Below are 19,313 nucleotides of genomic sequence, written 5' to 3'. Positions count from 1 at the left end.
GGTGTGAACATCGAGACCAGGCAGTCGGATTCTCTTGATCGACGTCGATTGCTAAATGCGCTGAGGGGGTTTCGGCGCGGGGACTTCTCGGTGCGCTTGCCGGACGATCTGGGTGGCGTCGATGGCGAGATCGCATCAGCTTTCAACGATATCGTCGATATCAACGAACAAATGACCCACGAATTCGAACGCCTGTCCAAGGTGGTCGGCAAGGAAGGGAAGATCACCCAGCGTGGCCGCGTACGCGGCGCGACCGGGGGCTGGGAGCTGGCGATACGATCGGTCAACGACCTGATCGAGGATATGGTGCAGCCTACCGCGGAGGTCGCGCGCGTGATCGGCGCGGTCGCGAAGGGCGATCTTTCGCAATCGATGGCGGTCGAGATCGACGGACGGGCGCTGCGCGGCGAATTTCTGCGCATCGGCAAGGTCGTGAATACGATGGTCGAGCAGCTCGCCTCATTTGCTTCCGAAGTGACGCGCGTGGCGCGCGAGGTGGGCACCGAGGGAAAGCTCGGCGGTCAGGCGCGCGTGGTCGGTGTCGCCGGTACGTGGAAGGATCTCACCGATAACGTCAACGCGATGGCGACCAATCTCACCGGTCAGGTCCGCAACATCGCCGAAGTGACGACCGCAGTGGCCTCGGGCGATCTGTCCAAGAAGATCACGGTCGAGGTGCAGGGCGAGATCCTCGAACTGAAGAATACCATCAACGTGATGGTCGATCAGCTGAACTCGTTCGCGTCGGAAGTGACGCGCGTGGCACGCGAAGTCGGCACGGAAGGCAAGCTTGGCGGACAGGCACAGGTGCCCGGCGTCGGTGGTACGTGGAAGGATCTGACCGACAACGTCAATCTTATGGCGGACAACCTAACCGGTCAGGTTCGCAATATCGCCGAAGTGACGACCGCAGTGGCATCGGGCGATCTTTCCAAGAAGATTACCGTCGACGTGAAGGGCGAAATTCTGGAGCTGAAGAACACCATCAACACGATGGTCGATCAGCTCAACGGTTTCGCGTCCGAAGTGACGCGCGTCGCGCGCGAGGTCGGCACCGAGGGAAAGCTGGGCGGGCAGGCGCAGGTGCCCGGTGTTGGCGGAACATGGAAGGATCTGACCGATAACGTCAACCTGATGGCCGACAATCTCACTGGTCAGGTGCGGAACATTGCCGAGGTGACGACCGCGGTGGCGTCGGGAGATCTTTCCAAGAAGATCACCGTCGACGTGAAGGGTGAAATTCTGGAGTTGAAGAACACCATCAACACGATGGTGGACCAGCTTAATTCGTTCGCATCCGAAGTGACGCGCGTGGCACGTGAAGTCGGGACCGAGGGCAAGCTTGGCGGTCAGGCCGAGGTGCGCGGTGTTGGTGGCACGTGGAAGGATCTGACCGATAACGTCAACCTGATGGCGGCGAATCTCACTGGCCAGGTGCGCAATATCGCCGAGGTGACCACAGCCGTGGCGCGTGGCGATTTGTCCAAGAAGATCACCGTCGACGTGAAGGGCGAAATTCTGGAGTTGAAGGACACCATCAACGTGATGGTTGATCAGCTCAATGGTTTCGCCTCCGAAGTGACGCGCGTGGCGCGCGAAGTGGGTTCGGAAGGCAAGCTCGGCGGACAGGCGCGGGTCGAGGGTGTAGCCGGCACCTGGAAGGACCTCACCGACAATGTGAACGCGATGGCAACCAACCTGACGGGCCAGGTTCGCAACATTGCTGAGGTAACGACAGCGGTGGCGCTCGGAGATCTTTCCAAGAAGATCACCGTCGATGTGCAGGGCGAAATCCTCGAACTGAAGAACACCATCAACACGATGGTGGACCAGCTCAACTCCTTCGCGTCTGAAGTGACGCGCGTGGCGCGTGAGGTGGGGTCTGACGGCAAACTCGGCGGTCAGGCCGAAGTGCGGGGTGTCGGCGGCACATGGAAGGATCTGACCGATAACGTCAACGCGATGGCGGCGAATCTCACCGGGCAGGTTCGAAATATTGCCGAGGTTACGACTGCTGTGGCGCTCGGAGATCTTTCCAAGAAGATCACCGTCGACGTGAAGGGCGAAATCCTCGAATTGAAGAACACCATCAATACGATGGTGGACCAGCTCAACTCGTTCGCATCGGAAGTGACCCGCGTGGCCCGCGAGGTCGGTACCGAAGGCAAACTCGGCGGGCAGGCGCAGGTGCGCGGCGTGGCCGGCACGTGGAAGGACCTGACCGACAACGTCAATCTGATGGCCGATAATTTGACGGGTCAGGTTCGGAATATTGCGGACGTGACGACGGCCGTTGCCCGCGGCGACCTTTCCAAGAAGATCACCGTCGACGTGAAGGGGGAAATCCTCGAGCTGAAAAACACGATCAACACCATGGTCGATCAGCTCAACGGCTTCGCCTCCGAAGTGACCCGTGTGGCGCGTGAAGTCGGCACGGAGGGCAAGTTGGGCGGTCAGGCGCAGGTGCCCGGCGTGGGCGGTACCTGGAAGGACCTGACCGACAACGTCAACCTGATGGCGACGAACCTGACCAATCAGGTGCGCGGCATCGCCGATGTGGTGACCGCGGTGGCGCAAGGCAATCTCAAGCGCAAGCTAGCGGTCGATGCCAAGGGCGAGATCGCGGCGCTCGCCGACACGATCAACGGTATGATCGATACCTTGTCGACCTTCGGCGATCAGGTCACCAACATGGCGCGCGAGGTCGGTATCGAAGGCAAGCTGGGCGGGCAGGCGAGGGTGCCGGGCGCGGCCGGCCTGTGGCGCGACCTGACCGACAACGTGAACCAGCTCGCCGCCAACCTGACCAATCAGGTGCGATCGATCGCCGATGTGGCAACCGCTGTGACCAAGGGCGATCTCACCCGGTCGATCGCGGTCGAGGCCTCGGGCGAAATGGCCGCGCTCAAGGACAATATCAACGAGATGATCCGCAACCTCAAGGAACAGACCTTGAAGAATGCGGAGCAGGATTGGTTGAAGACCAATCTCGCGCGTTTTTCGCGCATGTTGCAGGGCGAGCGCGATCTGACGACTGTGTCAAACCTGATCATGTCGGAACTCGCACCGCTGGTGAATGCGCAATATGGCGTCTTCTACGTCACGGCGCGCGAGGAGAGTGAGACCGTCCTTGAGCTGGCTGCGAGCTACGGCGCCGAAGCTCGCGAAAATCTGAAGCAGCGCTTCAAGCTGCGGGAAGGCTTGGTAGGGCAGGCGGCCGCTGACAAGCGCCCCATCCTGCTGCAGAATGTTCCAGGCGACTTCATCCGCATCGGCTCGGGGCTGGGCCATGCCGCACCGGCAAATGTCAATATCCTCCCCGCCTTGTTCGAAGATGATGTGAAGGCGGTGATCGAACTCGCATCGTTCAGCGAGTTCAACGAGACCCACCAGAGTTTTCTCGATCAGTTGATGGAATCGGTCGGCATCGTGCTCAACACGATAGCGGCGACGATGCGGACCGAAGGGCTGCTCAAACAATCGCAATTGCTGACGCAAGAGCTGCAGGCACGGCAAACTGAACTTACCACCAAGCAGGAAGAATTACACGCAACTAACGAAGAACTACAAGAAAAAGCACAACTTCTGGAAAATGAGAAGAGGCAGGTTGAGAACAAGAACCTTGAGATCGAGCATGCCCGCCGCGCCGTGGAAGAGAAAGCCGAACAGCTGGCGCTCACCTCCAAATACAAGTCCGAATTCCTGGCCAATATGAGCCATGAGCTGCGCACGCCGCTCAATTCCCTGCTCATTCTGTCGAAGCTCCTGGCGGACAATCCCCAGGGCAATCTCAACGAAAAGCAGATCGAGTTCGCCCGCACGATCAACTCAGCCGGCACCGATCTGCTCAGCCTGATCAACGATATTCTCGATCTGTCAAAGATCGAATCCGGAACGGTCTCGATCGAAATTGGCGAAATGCCGCTGGAGACGTTGCGCAAGCATATGGAGCGCACCTTCCGTCAGCTCGCGTCGGACAAGGGGTTGGCCTTTACCATCGACTTCGATCAGGATTTGCCGTCGGCCATTCGCACCGACGAAAAGCGGCTCCAGCAGGTCGTGCTCAACCTGTTGTCGAACGCGTTCAAATTCACGTCAAACGGGGGTGTCACGCTGCGGGTGCACAGCGCGACCAGCGGCTGGAGCACAAATCATCCTGTACTCAAGGCCGTCGACCACGCGCTGGCGATTGCGGTCGTCGATACCGGCATCGGCATCCCCGAAGACAAGCAGAAACTGATTTTCGAAGCCTTCCAGCAGGCCGACGGCACCACCAGCCGCAAATATGGCGGCACCGGACTGGGCCTGTCTATCAGCCGCGAAATTGCGCGATTGCTCGGCGGTGAACTGCAGGTGCGGTCAATACCGGGCGAGGGTTCGACGTTCACACTCTACGTGCCCCTTGCGTCGCAACCCGCTCTTGAGGTTCCGTTGCAGGCGACGCCGGCGCGCTTCGTGAATAGCGGTGCTGATGTGGTGCCCTTCGCCGCCTCGCTTGAAATCAGCGACGATCGGGAGATCCTGGGCGAGGATCCGTTCGTGTTGATCGTCGAGGATGATGTCGCCTTCGCGTCGATCCTGCTCGATCTCGCGCGTGAGGCCGGGTTGAAAGGGGTTGTCTCGACGGCCGGGGCAGGCACACTTGCCATGGCACGCAAGCTTCAGCCCCATGCGATCACCCTGGATCTCGGCCTGTCGGACATCGATGGATGGGTGCTGCTCGATCTTCTGAAGCATGATCCGCAGACACGCCATATGCCGATCCATGTCATCACCGGGGCGGCAGAAGCTCGGTCGGTGATCGATTTCGGCGCGTTCGGCGTGACCGAAAAACCCGCCAGCCATGAACAATTGACTGGTGTTTTTGCTGGCCTCGCGCGGCATGCGCAGAGCCGTGCGCATCACTTTCTGGTGGTTGGCGGTAGCCGGCTCGAGCGCCAGGCAATCGAAAGCACGATTGCCGGGAGCGGCCGGCGCGTCACCTGCCTCGCGACGATTGGCGATGTGGAAGACCAGCTTGTCCATGACGTTCATGCGGTCGTCCTGCTGGCAGGACGCGGCGCAGCCGGTCAGGCCGCGTTGCTGGCGAAGGACGGGCGACGGCTGGGTGACGCACCGGTGATACTCTACGGCCCCGATCGTCCGTCGTTGAACAAGCTCGCCCTTCCGCTCGAAAAGACACATGATCTGGCCTTTGCTGCGAACCCGGAAGCATTGGATGCGGCGCTGCTCGATGCCATTAAGTTATCGCGCATTGACGGACGGCAAAGCGCCATGACTATCAGCGTTCCGGAACTGGCGGGTGCGAAGATCCTGATTGTCGACGATGACATCCGCAACATCTACTCCCTCACCAGCGTGCTCGAAGGGTATGATGTCGAAGTACTCCACGCGGAGCGAGGCCGCGACGGGATATTGATTCTCGAGCAGACGCCCGGGGTCGATATCGGTCTGATCGATATCATGATGCCCGAAATGGATGGCTATGAAACGATGCGCGAAATCCGCATGCGCCCGGAATTGAGCGGGCTGCCGTTGATCGCCGTCACGGCCAAGGCGATGAAGGGCGATCGCCAGAAATGCCTGGATGCCGGTGCGTCCGATTATATCGCCAAGCCGGTCGATATCGATCTGTTGCTGGCCTTGCTGCGGGTGTGGATAGGCCGCTCGCGGGACGGACAGGCGGGGGGCCTGGCGGCCGTTGCGGCGCAATGACGGTCGCAATCGCGCCGCGCAAGACAGCAAGGGTGTCCCGTTCGCCTTCGTCTGTCATGACGCGGCGCGCGCGTGTACTGCTTGTCGATGATGACCCTCATAACCTGCTGGCTATTCGCACGGTCATCGAGGAAGTAGCGGATATCTTCGTCGCCGCCTCGGGAGAAGAAGCGCTGCGGCAATTGCTGAAAAGCGAGTTTGCGGTCATCCTGCTCGATGTCTTCATGCCGGGTATGGACGGATATGAAACGGCTCAACTGATCCGCCAACGCCCGAACAGCCGACATACGCCGATCATTTTCCTCTCAGCCGTGAACAAGGAGGATGCGCATCTGCTGCGCGGGTACGCGATGGGCGCGGTCGATTATGTGTTCAAGCCGGTCGAACCGATCGTCTTACGATCAAAAGTAAGCGTTTTTGTCGATCTCTATGAAAAAACACAGGAAATAAAGCAGAAGGCAGTCGAGGAACAACGACTGCTTGACGAAAATCTGCGGATACAGGGCGAGCGCCTGGCGGCCGAACAGACTTTGCGGCAGCTGGAGCAGCGTCAGGCGCTGATCGTCCAGTCGCTGCCCATCATACTGTATCTTGAGCCGATCGATGCGCGGCCGCGCGTGCCGCAGTTCGTGGGCGGGAACTTCCAGGCATTGACGGGATTCCCGTTCGGACTTTTGCAGGAGCAGCCCGATCTTTGGGCCGAGCGCCTTCACCCCGAGGATCGCGATCGCGTGCTGCAAGCCTATGCCGATCGCGCCAGTGCCGGAGGAATGGCAATCGAATATCGTTGGCGTTGCGCCGACGGGCGTTACAAACATTTTTCGGAACAGGCGGTGCTGCTGCGTGACTCGGAGGGACGAGCTGCCGAGTTCGCGGGATCGTTGCTCGACGTCAGCGAGCGGCGAGCGCTCGAAGCGCAGTTGACGCAGTCGCTGCGACTTGATGCTATTGGCAAGCTTACGGGTGGTATCGCCCATGATTTCAATAATTTGCTGGCCGCTGTTCTCGGCGGCTTGCGGTTGATAGAGCGACGGGGCGGCCTCAATGAAAAGGGGCAGCAGTTGCTCGACATGGCCCGCCACGCAGCGGAACAGGGGGCGGACCTGATTGGCAGGCTGCTAGCCTTTGCCCGTCGGCAGCAATTGACACCCGCGCCTGTTGCGATCGATCGGCTGTCCGCGTCGCTCAAGGCGCTGATGGAACATACGCTTGGCGGGTTGGTCGATCTGATATGGGATCCTGATCCGCAGGCGTGGCTGGTGATGGCAGATGAAGGGCAGCTTGAACTCGCGCTGATGAACCTCGTGATCAACGCTCGAGATGCGATGCCCAATGGCGGCACGATACGGATCGAGACCGAGAATGTGACGTTGGGTGGCGGAAACGGGGTGCAACTCAAGCCGGGCGATTATGTTTCGATCAGCGTGATCGACAGCGGCACGGGAATGGCGCCGGAAATCGTCGATCGTATTTTCGAGCCATTCTTTACAACCAAAGATATTGGCAAAGGCACCGGGCTGGGTTTGTCGATGGTCTATGGCTTTGCCCAGCAAAGTGAGGGAATCGCTACGGCAGAAAGCATTTTGGGGCAGGGAAGCCGTATTTGCCTTTTTATTCCGCGCGCGACAGGCCTCATTCGGAATGAACAACCCGATCGATCAACGGCGGTGAACGAGCATGCCCGATCACTTCGGATATTGCTTGTGGACGATCATCCGCAAGTGCGGACGATGACGGCCGCCTGGCTTGAGGACATGGGTCATGAAGTCGTTGTTGCCAGTCGTGCGAGCGAGGGGCTGGAGCGGATAAGCACGGACCGGGGCATCGACCTTTTGATGACCGATTATGCGATGCCATTGATATCGGGGACGGACATGATCCATCGGGTGCGGCGTCTGTACCCCAATTTACCGGTCGTCCTGCTGACGGGCTATGCTGATGCCAGCATGATCGCGAACAAACCTGATGATATCATCCTTTTGGGCAAGCCATTTCGCCATGAGCAACTGGTGAAAGCGATCACTGCGGCTGTCCGACCGGCAGAAGACATCCAGTAACACGTCGCCGACGCGCGTATCGCCTTCAGCCCATCATGCCGGTGCGAAACCAGCGTCGCGCGCCGGTCATTCGCATCAACTGACAGCCGCAAAAGCGGCATCGCGCGTGGGTTATGTCGTCGATTTCGGTCTTGCTGCTTGCAAGCGGCGCATGATGGCCGACGGTGCATCCGCGCCGCGATGGGCCCGGCTTGCCAATGGCGCTAGCAAAGGCGGGACGCAGGATCGAGCGGGGTGTGGGATCGCTATGCATGGCTGTCTGTCCTTGCCGTGTCGGTAGCGATCCAATCAGCCCGGCAATTTGCCAGCGTATTTCATGCCTGCAATTTCGCGATATGTGGGGCGGTTTTTGTTGTTGCCCCTGTGATCAGTGGCAGGCGCAGGCGGGCAATTAGCCCGTCGGCACAACGGAGGATCGAGACATCGCCGCCATGTGCGCGGGCGATCGACCGGCAGACCGACAGGCCGAGCCCTATTCCTGCCTTGCCCGAGGCGCGCGAGGCATCGGTGCGATAAAATGGCTGGAAGATGCGCTCCATGTCGTCGTCGGACAGGCCGGGGCCGCGATCGCGAATGTCGACGATCGCATCGTCTCCATCAATCGTCAGCGATATGCGTGCCTGTCGACCATATTTGACGGCATTGTCGATCAGATTGGCCAATGTCCGCTTGATCGCAAGCGCATCGACCGCCACCGGAGCCCGTATTGCCTCGCCAAGCTCGACATCCTTTCCGACGAATGCGGCGTCGTCGACAGCGGTTTCCACCAGCGATCGCAGATCAATGCGTTGGCGTTCGCCCGGATCGGCGGCATCGCGCAGGAAATCGAGCACCGATCCGATCATCGTTTCCATCTCGGCCACTTCGCCGATCATGCCGTCGCGCAGTGCGTCGTCCACTTCTTCGATTCGGAAGCGCAGGCGGGTCAGCGGGTTGCGCAGATCGTGCGAAATCGCACCCATCATCGCCGTACGATCGGCGACAAAGCTTTTCAGCCGTCCCTGCATGCGGTTGAAGGCATCGGCGGCTCGCCCGATTTCGGCCGGCCCCTCGAGTGTGATGACGGGACTGGACGGATCGAGACCGAGCTGTTCGGCCGCATCGGCAAAACTGGCCAACGGCCGGGCGAGCCGGCGAGCGAAGAACAGCCCCAGCGGTACGACCACCGCCAGGGAGACGAGGAACCACAGGAATACGCGGCGCTGCCATGCGTTGGGAAAGGGCTCAGCCGCCGGTTGAACGATGGCCCAGCGCGCCGGACCGAGCCGCAGCGCAGCCACGAAATCACCCTGAATATAGGGCTGTGTCCCGAGGCCGAACAATCCGACTTGCGGCACGCGCGCGATCGGAACGCCGTCGCGATCGATCGTCGGAGTCTGGGCAGGCGTTGGCAGCTGCGTAATCGGTGCGACGGGTTTCGCGGGTTCGGTGGCGATGGGCGGGGGCGATGCGATGGCGGTGGGCGTGTCCGCATCATCCGGATCGTTGGCCGGGACGGGTATCGGCTCTGGCTTCGGTGCTGCAGCGACGGGCAGCCGGAAGGTGTCGCCCGGGAATCTCTGCAGCGGTGCATCGTCGAAACGCGGTAGGGGGGCGGGCAGCCGGGCGATCCGCGGCGCGGGGAAGTGGCCTTCGCCCGGGCGTCCACCCTCGATCACTGGCATCGGCGCTGGCGACCTGGCAATGCCGCGGGGCGCCAGGCTCTGTGAAAAAGCGGGCGCTGTGTCGCCGGGCTGGGCATAGCGAGACGGGGGCAGGATCACTCCCGACTGGCTGAAGCGGCCGCCACCGGGCGACATCGTCGTTCCGTCGCCGATGCGTCCGGCGCCTTGGCGGCGTGCGGCCGGACTGCCGCCTGGAAAGCTGATCGCGCCGCCGTCGCGCAGGCCGGTGGTACCCGTGCCGGGCATGGCGGCCGCCGCCAGTCCGCCGGGTGCGCCGCCAGGCATGGCCGGGCCGCCGCCGCCGGAGCCGCCCGGGCCCTCGTCGAACATCAACATTGATGCGACGCGCGGCTTCGGCGGCTCGGGCATCAGGATTGCGCCTTCGAACGGCAGTGGTGTGTAGAAATAGAGCCGCACATCGTTTGGCGAACGGCGCATCAACCGGGCGAGGTTGACGCGTGAACGATCGGACTGCAACCAGCCACCGCCCTGCGGCACTGGCGGGCCGGGCTGAATACGCAGCACAAGCGCGCGGGGTTGTGCGATTCCGGGCTCGCCGGATCGCAATACCCGCGCGATATCACTCAATTCATAGGTTGGTGGAGGAGCCGGAGGCAGCAGGATGGTCAGCAGCAGAATGACGAACTGGGCAATGAGCAGCCCGCCAACCAGCAGCGCGATGATCTGCATCGCGAGAGGCGGGTTCCGCCAGGCTTCAAGGTGTATTTTCGGGACCATGATGGTTGGTCATGCACCCCGATCGATGAGCCGGATCATGTCGTCATTATCATGCTGCTTGATGAAGCGGGCAAGCCGTGATGGCATCGCCGCACGGACAGGGGAGCGGGCCGGGTACTGAAAGCCTTCGATGGCGAAGCGCGAAGGTGGAGACCGGCATGGTGCGTCTGGGAGATGACGGCCCGCACGATCGATCCATCGCCATCAAGCCAGATGGCATATCTGCCCCGGCCCGCCTGGAGATGCTGTCGCCGTCGCAATGGGGTGCGGCACCCGCCTTTGCCGGAAGGGAACCCGGGAGGGACCAGGCGGTAGCGAACAGAGACATCTCCATGATCGCGATGTTCGCCGGCAAAGGTTGCGGGCGGATTTCAACATGTGACAATCGTATAACAATGCTTGTCGCGAAAATCGGTCGGAATGGGCGATGCTGCAATCTGCCTGCATCATCGGGCTGGCAAATGGTCCGAATGAACGCCATTATTCCCGTCGTGGACCATCAGACACATATCCTTGTCGTCGATGACGATCCGGGCATCCGGACGTTGATTTCGGGCTTTCTCGAACGGCATGGCTATCATGTCGACACAGCCGAGAATGCGGCGAAGATGCGCATTCTGCTTGAACAATCTGCCTATGATCTGATTGTACTCGATGTGATGATGCCGGGCGAAGACGGTTTGAGCGTGCTTCGCCGCATGGATCGGGAGGGTGGCCCGCCCATCATCATGCTTTCGGCGGTAGGCACCGACGTGGATCGTATCATCGGGCTCGAACTGGGAGCCGAGGATTATCTGCCAAAGCCGTGCAATCCGCGTGAGCTTCTGGCGCGTATCCGTACCGTGCTGCGTCGCCGGGCGCCAGTGGAGGAAGGAAGCGCACGGCCAGCCGCTGCGGAGCCGGCCGATGGCAGCGGCGATACGATGCTGCGTTTTGCGGGCTGGCGACTCGATCTGGTATCACGGTTACTCCATGATCCCGATGATATCGTCATCAGCCTGTCTGACGGCGAGTTCCGCCTTTTGAGGGCCTTCGTGGAGCGACCGCGGCGCGTGCTGACCCGCGATCAATTGCTCGATTATGCGCGTGGTGCCGACAGCGATCATTATGACCGGACCATCGATGTCCAGATCAGCCGCCTGCGCCGCAAGCTTGGTCCGGCCGAAGGTAGCGGCGCTCTGATCCGCACCGTGCGGAACGAAGGCTATATGTTCGTCCCGAAGGTAAGCATGGGATAGCCGGAGGCGGGCGGCACGCCTGTCAACAGTTGCGGGTGCATCCACACGCCACGGTGGGCATGGCCTTCACGAACCTCAAGCAGTCTCGAGATCTATCCGGCTTTATTTTCAATATCCTGGCAATATCAGACGAGTTGCTCGATTCGGTCTATGACGATCGAATCGATGTGTGGCGTCGCTGCGGAAAGCGCCTGTGCTGCGCGAAGCAGGAGATCTCGATGCGCGAGCGTATATGCCTCGAGCTCCGGCGCGCTCATCGGGCGGCGCAGTGCGTGCTCCTCCAGAAGATCTGCGGTAACCAGGATTTTCTTCGCGCTACCATCGACAACCGCCCCGAAACTGACGATTCCGTCCGAATATAGCGGGGAGAATCCGATAGTGGTGACTTGCGCCACCCGTTTTCTTTGGTTGTTAAGCATAAACTACATCTCCGAGCATAGCCCGTTACGGATATCCGGTCACCGCTACTATGAGGCGCCGGATCATTGGAGATATGTAACGCCGCCAACATGAACCCTATATTGCCCGGTGGGGGCCGTCGGAGCAGGGCGCCGCGATCGTCGTCAAGGAAGCCGGAAACTACCTGCTTATGGCACAGAATCGATCTCTCCGCGTGGACGAGAGGGAAGTGTGCTTTTTACATTTCAACGTGGATCGGCGGCGAGGATGTGCGCAAATTCCTCCACCACCGCCGCATAGAGTTCGCGTTTGAAGGGGACGATCAATGAGACCAGCTCGTCGGCATCGACCCAACGCCAGGCGTTGAATTCCGGATGCTTGGTCTCGAGGTTTACGTCCTCATCGCTCCCCAGGAAGCGCGCGGCATACCAATGCTGTCGCTGGCCGCGATATCGGCCCTTCCACAATTTCCCGACCAGTTCCGGCGGCAACTCGTACAACAATTCGCGGCTTGCCTTTCCAAGGATTTCTACGAGATGCGGGGGAATCCCGGTTTCTTCCTCCAGCTCGCGCAGCGCGCCGGTCAGCGGTTCCTCATCCGGGTCGAGTCCGCCCTGTGGCATCTGCCACGCGTCGAGCGCGGTATCGATCCGCTGCGCCACGAAGACCTTGTTCCGGTCGTTCAGCAGCATCACCGCGGCCGCGGGGCGATAGGGAAGATCCTGGGTCATGGCCGATATTCTGCGATGATGGTCCGAAGTGCAGTCGTGCAGCCGGCGAGATCGGCCTCGCCTGACGGAATGGCTTTGCGCAAGGTTAGCCAGCCGTGGATCGTGCCCTTTGCCTCGCGATAGACCGTCGGGATGCCGGCTTCGATGCACGACATCGCAAAAGCCCGGCCCTGATCGAGCAATGGATCGAGTGAGGCCGTCACTACCAGGCAAGGCGGCATCCCCGTCTGGCTGCCCGCGCGTGGCGAGGCGCGCCAATCGCTGAAATCCGGGTTATACGCCTCGTTGAACCAGCGCAGCGTGTTAAGGTCGAGCATATAGCCTTCGCCGAGGCGCTCGGTCGACGGATAACGGCGGCGCAGATCAACCGCCGGATAGATCGGCCAGATCGCGATCAATGGCAGCGCGGCGCCCTGATCGCGCAGCGCCATGGCGGTGACGATCGTCAGCGTGCCGCCCGCGCTGTCGCCGGCCAATACCATCGAGTCGAAACGCCGGTCGAACAGCACGCCCTGATCTGCGATCCAGCGCGTCGCCGCCTCGCAATCGTCGGGCGCCGCCGGCCACGGATGCTCGGGCGCAAGCCGATAGTCGATCGACAACAAGGGTAAATCCATCGCAATCGCGATATCGGCACAGGCGGCATCATAGATGTCGAGATCGCCGAAGACGAAACCGCCCCCGTGAATATAGACGATCAGCGGACCGGCATCGCGCGCCTCGCGGGCATCGTAGAAGCGCGCGGCAATCGTCCGGCCGTCGGGCGCAGGAATCACGAGATCGCGGCGGCAGGCGATCGTCGCGCTTTCGACATCGGCAAAGGCACGCATCTTCTGCGACATCACTCGCGCGGTCGGTGCGTCAACCTCCCAGGTCCGCGGCCCCGGGCGCGAATAGACATAGTCGAGGAAGGCGCGCACATCAGGGCGGATAAATTCTTCGGTCATCGCTGCCTTCCATCCAGAAATTCGGTTAGCGTGGCAAGGTGCTGCACATCGTACATCATCCATATTACGTTTCGCCGGCGGCGCCTGGCAGCAGCTTCTCGTTCGATAAATATGGGCTGGTGATGCAGGCCTTTGCCGAACATGCGGTGCCGCATCAGATCCATTTGCCTGATCCCATGGTGCGCGCGTGGATCGAGGCTGTCCACGATCCGCTCTATGTCGAACAGGTGGCGAGTTGCGCGGTTCCCGCCGACAAGGAGCGCCGGATCGGTTTCCCGGTCACCGAACGGGTATCGCGTCGCGCCTTTCTGGCACCGGGGGGCACCTGGCTGGCGGCCCGGCTGGCGCTCCAGCATGGCTTTGCCGCCAACAGTGCCGGAGGGAGCCATCACGCGCTGGCAGATAGCGGTGCCGGTTATTGCGTCTTCAACGATCTGGCGATCGCCGCCAACCGGCTGATCGCAGAGGGCGACGCGAAGCGGGTGATGATCGTCGATCTTGACGTCCATCAGGGCGATGGCACCGCAGCATTGATGGCGGGCAGGGCAGATGTCTTCACTTTCTCGATCCATGCCGAGAAGAATTTTCCGGTGCGAAAGGCGCGATCTTCCTTCGATCTCGGCCTGTCCGACGATACCGGTGACGAGGACTATCTGGCGGCACTGGCCCGGCATCTTCCGCAGGCGATCGATATGTTCGGCCCCGATCTGATCCTCTATCAGGCGGGAGTCGATCCGCACGCCGAGGATCGGCTCGGCCGGCTGGCGCTCAGTGACGCCGGGCTGGCGGCGCGCGACCGCTTCGTCATGCATGCGGCGCGGCAGCGCGGTCTTTCGATCGCGAGCGCGCTGGGCGGGGGGTATGGCGACGATCGCATGGCGGTCGCGCGGCGCCATGTCCGTTCGATGCTGGCCTTGCACGAGGCGTTCATGGCGTGCGGCGAATAGCTTTGTCAGCTTCGGAGAGGCGGGGTACCAAGGTGCGGAAAATTTGGAGTGTGTGATCGTGATCCTGACTTTGATGTTGGTCGCTGCCGTCGCGTCCCCCGCCGTGACGACCAAGGCCCCGCCCGTACAGCTTGTCGAAAGCGCGAAGCGGATTCCCATGTCCGATGAGGGCCGGGCGATTGCAGCAAAGATGTACAGCACGCCGGATTCCCGAACGGCCCAGATTACCAGCGATCTCGTCGCGCTTCGCACCGAACGCGCGCAGATGATCGTTACGCCGCCCGTCGATATTGACCGGCTGGAGGCGCTGCTGCGCAAGGAAGAGGCGCTCACGGCTGAGGCGCGCGTCCGCGCCGATGATCGCCTACTGGTCCTGCTGCGGGCGCTTCCCGAGGCGGATCGCGCGATCATGCTCCAGAATTTGCTGAACGCGCAGAAAGTGCCGGTTGCCAAGCCTGGGTCGATGCCGACGCGCTGAGGACATTCAGTAATGACGTCGATCGTCTGGTTTCGGCAGGATCTGCGGCTTGCCGATCAGCGAGCGGTGGCGGCGGCCACATCGGAAGGCCCGTGGGTCGGCGTCTATGTCCTTGACGATGGCGCGCCGGGCCGATGGGCGACGGGCGGCGCGCAACGCTGGTGGCTGCATCACAGCCTTTCGATCCTGGCGGCAGAGATCTCCGCCAAGGGGGGGCGCCTCATCCTGCGCCAGGGCGATGCCGTTGACGTTTTATGCGAACTGGCCAGCACGATCGGTGCTGCCCGCATCCACGCCATCCGTCATTATGAACCATGGTGGCAGCGCGCGGAGGCTGCGCTCGCGAAGCGGACCGATCTGCAGCTTCATGACGGCGGTCGCCTCGTGCCACCCGCTCGGGTGCTGACGGGCACGGGCGGGCGATATCGGATTTTCACGCCGTATTGGCGTGCACTGAAAGAGCAGATGCCGCCAGCGCTGCCGTTGCGCGCGCCCGAGCGGATCGATGCTCCACATATCCGGATCGCGGCCGACGAGTTAGCCGATTTAGGCCTGCTACCCACCAGCCCAGACTGGTCGACGGGCTTCGATATATGGACGCCCGGTGAGGCGGGGGCCCGCGCCCGGTTGAAGAACTTCTTGCCGAAACTCGCCGCTTATGATGCGGATCGCAACCTGCCGGCGATCGATGGCACCTCGGGCCTCTCGCCGCACCTCCATTTCGGTGAAATCTCGCCTGCGACCGTTTGGCACCATGCGGCCAAGGTGGCGCGGGCAGGGGCCGAGCCATGGCTGCGGCAGGTCGGCTGGCGCGACTTCGCTGCCAACGTGGTCGATATTCTGCCCGGCTACGGCGGCGAGAATGGCCGCGACAGTTATGATCGATTCGCCTGGCGGACCGGCCCGGCGGCGGAACGCGATTTCCGTGCATGGACCAAGGGCCGGACTGGTTACCCGATCGTCGATGCCGGCATGCGCGAACTTTGGGCCACCGGTGTGATGCACAATCGCGTGCGGATGATCGCTGCCTCCTTCCTGATCAAGCATCTGTTGATCGACTGGCGGCGCGGAGAGCGCTGGTTCTGGGATACGTTGCTCGATGCCGATTATGGCAGCAACGCCGTCAACTGGCAGTGGGTCGCCGGCACCGGTATCGATTCCAATCCGTTCGGCAGGATCATGGCGCCTCTGCTCCAGTCGCGCAAATTCGACGCGGGCGATTATATCCGACGTTGGGTGCCCGAACTGGCGCAGGTGGAGGGCGATGCGATCCACGATCCCCATGAGGCTGGCATGGCTATCGCGGGCTATCCTGCGCCTTTGATCGGGCATCGCGAGGCGCGCGCGCGGGCGCTGGCGGCAATTGCCGGAAATTGATCGGGAAAACTTTGTCTCAGGCTTGCAACAAACCGTCTTTGCGTGCCGTATAGGCCAATATAGAGGCGTTGCTCGCGCCGTAACGAACAGGGACAGGACAGCCTTTGATGAATGCCCAGCCGCAACCTCGTGGACGACATCTCATCAGGGCCGACAAGCGTTTCGCGACGGGATCGAGCTGGATGGCGCGCCTGCTCGCACCAGGATTCCAGCGCCTGCTCGATACGATCGATCAAGGCCTCGAGGAAGGCGCGATCGAGGCGACTTTGCCCGATGGCAGCTACCGTGTCCTCGGCGGCCGCAATCCGGGGCCGGTGGCGATCGTCGAGCTCAAGAGCTGGCGACCGCTCGTGCGGCTGGTGACGACCGGATCGGTCGGCTGGTACCGGAGCTGGGCCGAAGGCGAATGGACGAGCCCCGATCCGGTGCCGATCTTCGATCTGTTCATGCGCAACCGCCATCCATTGGGCGAGCTGGGCCGCGCGCAGGGGCCGCTGCGGTTCTTCAACCTGATCTGGCATGCATTCCGCCGCAACAGCCGCGCCAATTCGCGCAAGAACATCTCGTTCCATTACGATCTGGGCAACGATTTCTACGAAACCTGGCTCGACAAGACGATGAGTTACTCGTCGGCCTTGTTCGCGGAGCCGATTTCGGACGCCGAAACCCTCGAATCGGCGCAGCACCGCAAGATCACGGCATTGCTCGACCGGCTTGACCTCAAGCCGGGATCGAAAGTGCTCGAAATTGGCTGCGGCTGGGGTGGCCTCGCCGAGGTGGCGGCGGCCGAATATCAGGCGGATATTACCGGGATTACACTATCGGTCGAGCAGAAGGCTTGGGCCGACGATCGTATCGCCAAGGCGGGACTTGCGAGCCGCGCCCGCTTCGAGATCTGTGATTATCGCGACGTTCCGGGCAAATATGATGCCGTCGCCAGCGTCGAGATGGTCGAGGCCGTCGGCGAGAAATATTGGCCGACCTATATGGAGGCCATCGCACGCGCGCTGAAGCCGGGCGGCAAAGCGGCGATCCAATATATCGAGATCGACGACGCGGTGTTCGAAAGCTATCGCACCGACGCGGATTTCATCCAGACCTATATCTTCCCCGGCGGCATGCTGATCTCCGAAAGCCGTTTTCGCGCGGCAGCAGAGAAGGCGGGGCTGCGCTGGGAAAACCGGGTGGGCTTCGGCCTGCATTATTCGGAGACGCTCAAGCGCTGGCGGCAGACATTCGACGCGGCGATCGCCGCGGACGAACTGCCAAAAGGCTTCGATCCGGAGTTCGTCAAGCTGTGGCGGTTTTACCTGATGTATTGCGAGGGCGGGTTTGCTGGCGGCGGTATCGACGTCGCGCAGGTGACGCTGGTGAAGGTTTAGGCGGGCCTTTTGGCTCGGAGGTTATAGGTTCCAGCCTTCACGGGAATGACGAACTGGGAGGGCTGACACAGTGCCTACCGTTTCGTCGCCAGCCAGATCACATGCTGCGGTCCCTTGCCGTTTTGGCGCGCGCGCACCGAAATTTCCTCGATCGAGAATCCCGCATCGGTCAGCCGCTGGGTGAACGCCTTGTCCGGGGCCGCGGACCAGATCGCGAGCACGCCGCCGGGCGTGAGCGCTGCCCTGGCTGCGGCCAGTCCGCGCATCGAATATAGCTGGTTGTTACCGCGACGGACCAAACCGTCCGGGCCATTATCGACATCGAGCAGGATCGCATCGAACGTGCCGAAGCTTGTGCCGATCAGCGGGGTGACATCGCCTTCGATCAGCCGCACCCGTGGATCGTCGAGGCAGCCGGCGGCAAGATCCATCATCGGCCCGCGCGCCCATGCGATGATTTCGGGTACGAGTTCGGCGACGGTGAGCTTGGCATCGTTGCCGAGTACCGCGAGCGCGGCGCGCAGCGTGAAACCCATGCCATAGCCGCCGATCAGCAGATGCGGGGTCTTGCGGTCGCGCAGGCGTGCGCAGGTGAGGGTGGCAAGCGCTTCTTCCGAACCGCTCATCCGGCTGCTCATCAATTCGTTGCGATCGAGCACGATCATGTAATCGGCACCGTGCCGGACGAGGCGCAACTCGCCGCCGCCGGGAATTTGCGCCGTATCGATCAGTTCACGCGGGATCATTGACGGCTCCGATATCGATACGCGCCCGACCGCGCTTCGGTTTGAGTTCGCTGACCACCACGCCCAGCACGATCGATGCGCCGCCGAGCAGTGCCAGTGGCGGCAGATGTTCGCCTGCCATCCGGCCGATGATCCCGGCCCAGACCGGCTCGGCGGCATAGATGACCGAGGCGCGGGTGGGGGAAATCTGCTTCTGTGCCCAGTTCATCGTAAGCTGAATCACCGCGCTGGCGATACCGAGCCCGACACCAGCGAGCAGAAGGTGCCAGGAGAAGGGCGGCAAGGCCTCGCCCGCGAGCGGCATCGTCGCGAAGGACATCAGGCTGGCAACCCCCACCTGGATCACCGTCACCCGCCGGGCATCGACCTGATCGGCATAGCCGCCGATCAGCAATATTTCCGCGGCGATCGCGACCGTGCTGATCACCGTCAGCCATTCCCCGAGCCCGAGGCCACCCGCGACGGCATCACCCGGATCGGACATCAGCAGCATGCCGATGAACGCCAGCCCAACGCCGGTCCATGCCATCACCGATGGCATCCGGCGCAGCACAAGCCATTGCAGCAGCGGTACGATCGGCACGTAGAGCGAAGTGATGAAAGCCGATTTGCTGCTGAGGATCGTCTGTAGCCCCCAGGTCTGCAGCGCATAGCCGAGATAGATGGTGAGACCGATCAGGATACCCGACTTGAGCTCCAGCCGGGTCAGGCCGCACATCACCGGCCAGGCGAGGGCGCCCGTCACGATCGCCGCGCAGCCGAATCGCAGCCCCACGAAGAATAGCGGGCCGCTCACGGCCATCGCCAAATGGACGATCAGGAAGGTGCCACCCCAGAAGACGGTGATCAGGAGCAAAGACAGCTCCTGCCGGGTGAGGCGAAGCGCGCGCCGCG

14 protein-coding genes are annotated in these 19,313 nt (G+C 61.9%); 7 read left to right on the top strand and 7 right to left on the bottom strand.

Translation table 11 applies throughout. From position 1 onward, the window contains the following. The first annotated feature begins 90 nt into the window (after positions 1 to 90). Together BLS13_RS05435 and BLS13_RS05430 are read left to right on the top strand one after the other, a co-directional pair. Positions 91 to 5,715, top strand: a complete 5,625-nt coding sequence (locus BLS13_RS05435; RefSeq protein ID WP_256325718.1) for a HAMP domain-containing protein — start codon at positions 91 to 93, stop codon at positions 5,713 to 5,715. Next, positions 5,712 to 7,772, top strand: coding sequence for a response regulator (locus tag BLS13_RS05430; protein WP_218123234.1), 2,061 nt, complete (start codon positions 5,712 to 5,714; stop codon positions 7,770 to 7,772). Before BLS13_RS05435 ends, BLS13_RS05430 begins: the two co-directional genes overlap by 4 nt. Positions 7,773 to 7,797: 25 nt before the next feature. Here BLS13_RS05430 and BLS13_RS05425 read toward each other — a convergent pair whose 3' ends face one another. Together BLS13_RS05425 and BLS13_RS05420 are read right to left on the bottom strand one after the other, a co-directional pair. Beyond that, a complete protein-coding gene (locus BLS13_RS05425; RefSeq protein ID WP_093450418.1) occupies positions 7,798 to 8,025 on the bottom strand; it encodes a hypothetical protein in 228 nt (75 codons plus the stop codon). A gap of 61 nt (positions 8,026 to 8,086) precedes the next feature. Further along, entirely contained in the window at positions 8,087 to 10,126 is a 2,040-nt protein-coding gene (locus BLS13_RS05420; RefSeq protein ID WP_176943442.1) for an ATP-binding protein, read from the bottom strand. Between the two features lie 518 nt (positions 10,127 to 10,644). Here BLS13_RS05420 and BLS13_RS05415 point away from each other — a divergent pair. Further along, positions 10,645 to 11,412 (top strand): response regulator, encoded by a 768-nt coding sequence (locus tag BLS13_RS05415; protein WP_218123233.1) that lies wholly within the window; start codon positions 10,645 to 10,647, stop codon positions 11,410 to 11,412. A 125-nt stretch (positions 11,413 to 11,537) separates the two neighbouring features. Here the strand turns inward: BLS13_RS05415 and BLS13_RS05410 are convergent, their stop codons facing one another. From BLS13_RS05410 to BLS13_RS05400, 3 genes are all read right to left on the bottom strand, one after another. Then, complete coding sequence (locus tag BLS13_RS05410; RefSeq protein WP_093450414.1) at positions 11,538 to 11,831, bottom strand: hypothetical protein; 294 nt, start codon at positions 11,829 to 11,831, stop codon at positions 11,538 to 11,540. 225 nt (positions 11,832 to 12,056) lie between these two features. Beyond that, positions 12,057 to 12,542 (bottom strand): RNA pyrophosphohydrolase, encoded by a 486-nt coding sequence (locus BLS13_RS05405; RefSeq protein ID WP_093450413.1) that lies wholly within the window; start codon positions 12,540 to 12,542, stop codon positions 12,057 to 12,059. Next, positions 12,539 to 13,489: an alpha/beta hydrolase gene (locus tag BLS13_RS05400; RefSeq protein WP_093450411.1), complete on the bottom strand. Its 951-nt coding sequence runs from the start codon at positions 13,487 to 13,489 to the stop codon at positions 12,539 to 12,541. The genes BLS13_RS05405 and BLS13_RS05400 overlap by 4 nt, the downstream gene beginning before the upstream one ends. Before the next feature lie 38 nt (positions 13,490 to 13,527). On the opposite strand from BLS13_RS05400, the gene BLS13_RS05395 reads away from it, so the two are divergent. The 4 genes from BLS13_RS05395 to BLS13_RS05380 all read left to right on the top strand — a co-directional run bounded on the left by BLS13_RS05395 (position 13,528) and on the right by BLS13_RS05380 (position 17,673). Next, complete coding sequence (locus tag BLS13_RS05395; RefSeq protein ID WP_093450410.1) at positions 13,528 to 14,436, top strand: histone deacetylase family protein; 909 nt, start codon at positions 13,528 to 13,530, stop codon at positions 14,434 to 14,436. 58 nt (positions 14,437 to 14,494) lie between these two features. Further along, entirely contained in the window at positions 14,495 to 14,914 is a 420-nt protein-coding gene (locus tag BLS13_RS05390; RefSeq protein WP_143011874.1) for a hypothetical protein, read from the top strand. Positions 14,915 to 14,926: 12 nt separating this feature from the next. Beyond that, positions 14,927 to 16,291 carry a cryptochrome/photolyase family protein gene (locus tag BLS13_RS05385; RefSeq protein WP_093450407.1) on the top strand — a complete coding sequence of 455 codons (1,365 nt, stop codon included), beginning with the start codon at positions 14,927 to 14,929 and terminating at the stop codon, positions 16,289 to 16,291. A gap of 107 nt (positions 16,292 to 16,398) precedes the next feature. Beyond that, positions 16,399 to 17,673 carry an SAM-dependent methyltransferase gene (locus BLS13_RS05380; RefSeq protein ID WP_093450405.1) on the top strand — a complete coding sequence of 425 codons (1,275 nt, stop codon included), beginning with the start codon at positions 16,399 to 16,401 and terminating at the stop codon, positions 17,671 to 17,673. A gap of 74 nt (positions 17,674 to 17,747) precedes the next feature. Here the strand turns inward: BLS13_RS05380 and BLS13_RS05375 are convergent, their stop codons facing one another. Together BLS13_RS05375 and BLS13_RS05370 are read right to left on the bottom strand one after the other, a co-directional pair. Continuing rightward, complete coding sequence (locus BLS13_RS05375) at positions 17,748 to 18,419, bottom strand: polyamine aminopropyltransferase (protein WP_093450404.1); 672 nt, start codon at positions 18,417 to 18,419, stop codon at positions 17,748 to 17,750. Then, entirely contained in the window at positions 18,406 to 19,275 is an 870-nt protein-coding gene (locus BLS13_RS05370) for a DMT family transporter (RefSeq protein WP_371128183.1), read from the bottom strand. Before BLS13_RS05370 ends, BLS13_RS05375 begins: the two co-directional genes overlap by 14 nt. Between the last annotated feature and the right edge of the window lie 38 nt (positions 19,276 to 19,313).

Source organism: Sphingomonas sp. YR710 (assembly GCF_900101455.1).
GTDB lineage: Bacteria > Pseudomonadota > Alphaproteobacteria > Sphingomonadales > Sphingomonadaceae > Rhizorhabdus.
The sequence above is the reverse complement of the archived record's forward strand: the minus strand, read 5'-3'. Positions and strand labels throughout refer to the sequence as shown.

Bases quoted from the DNA above. Each gene is read 5' to 3' on its own strand.
- BLS13_RS05430 (WP_218123234.1), top strand. From the start codon at position 5,712: ATGACGGTCGCAATCGCGCCGCGCAAGACAGCAAGGGTGTCCCGTTCG.
- BLS13_RS05425 (WP_093450418.1), bottom strand. From the start codon at position 8,025: ATGCATAGCGATCCCACACCCCGCTCGATCCTGCGTCCCGCCTTTGCT.
- BLS13_RS05420 (WP_176943442.1), bottom strand. From the start codon at position 10,126: ATGCAGATCATCGCGCTGCTGGTTGGCGGGCTGCTCATTGCCCAGTTC.
- BLS13_RS05415 (WP_218123233.1), top strand. From the start codon at position 10,645: ATGAACGCCATTATTCCCGTCGTGGACCATCAGACACATATCCTTGTC.
- BLS13_RS05410 (WP_093450414.1), bottom strand. From the start codon at position 11,831: ATGCTTAACAACCAAAGAAAACGGGTGGCGCAAGTCACCACTATCGGA.
- BLS13_RS05405 (WP_093450413.1), bottom strand. From the start codon at position 12,542: ATGACCCAGGATCTTCCCTATCGCCCCGCGGCCGCGGTGATGCTGCTG.
- BLS13_RS05400 (WP_093450411.1), bottom strand. From the start codon at position 13,489: ATGACCGAAGAATTTATCCGCCCTGATGTGCGCGCCTTCCTCGACTAT.
- BLS13_RS05385 (WP_093450407.1), top strand. From the start codon at position 14,927: ATGACGTCGATCGTCTGGTTTCGGCAGGATCTGCGGCTTGCCGATCAG.
- BLS13_RS05380 (WP_093450405.1), top strand. From the start codon at position 16,399: ATGAATGCCCAGCCGCAACCTCGTGGACGACATCTCATCAGGGCCGAC.
- BLS13_RS05375 (WP_093450404.1), bottom strand. From the start codon at position 18,419: ATGATCCCGCGTGAACTGATCGATACGGCGCAAATTCCCGGCGGCGGC.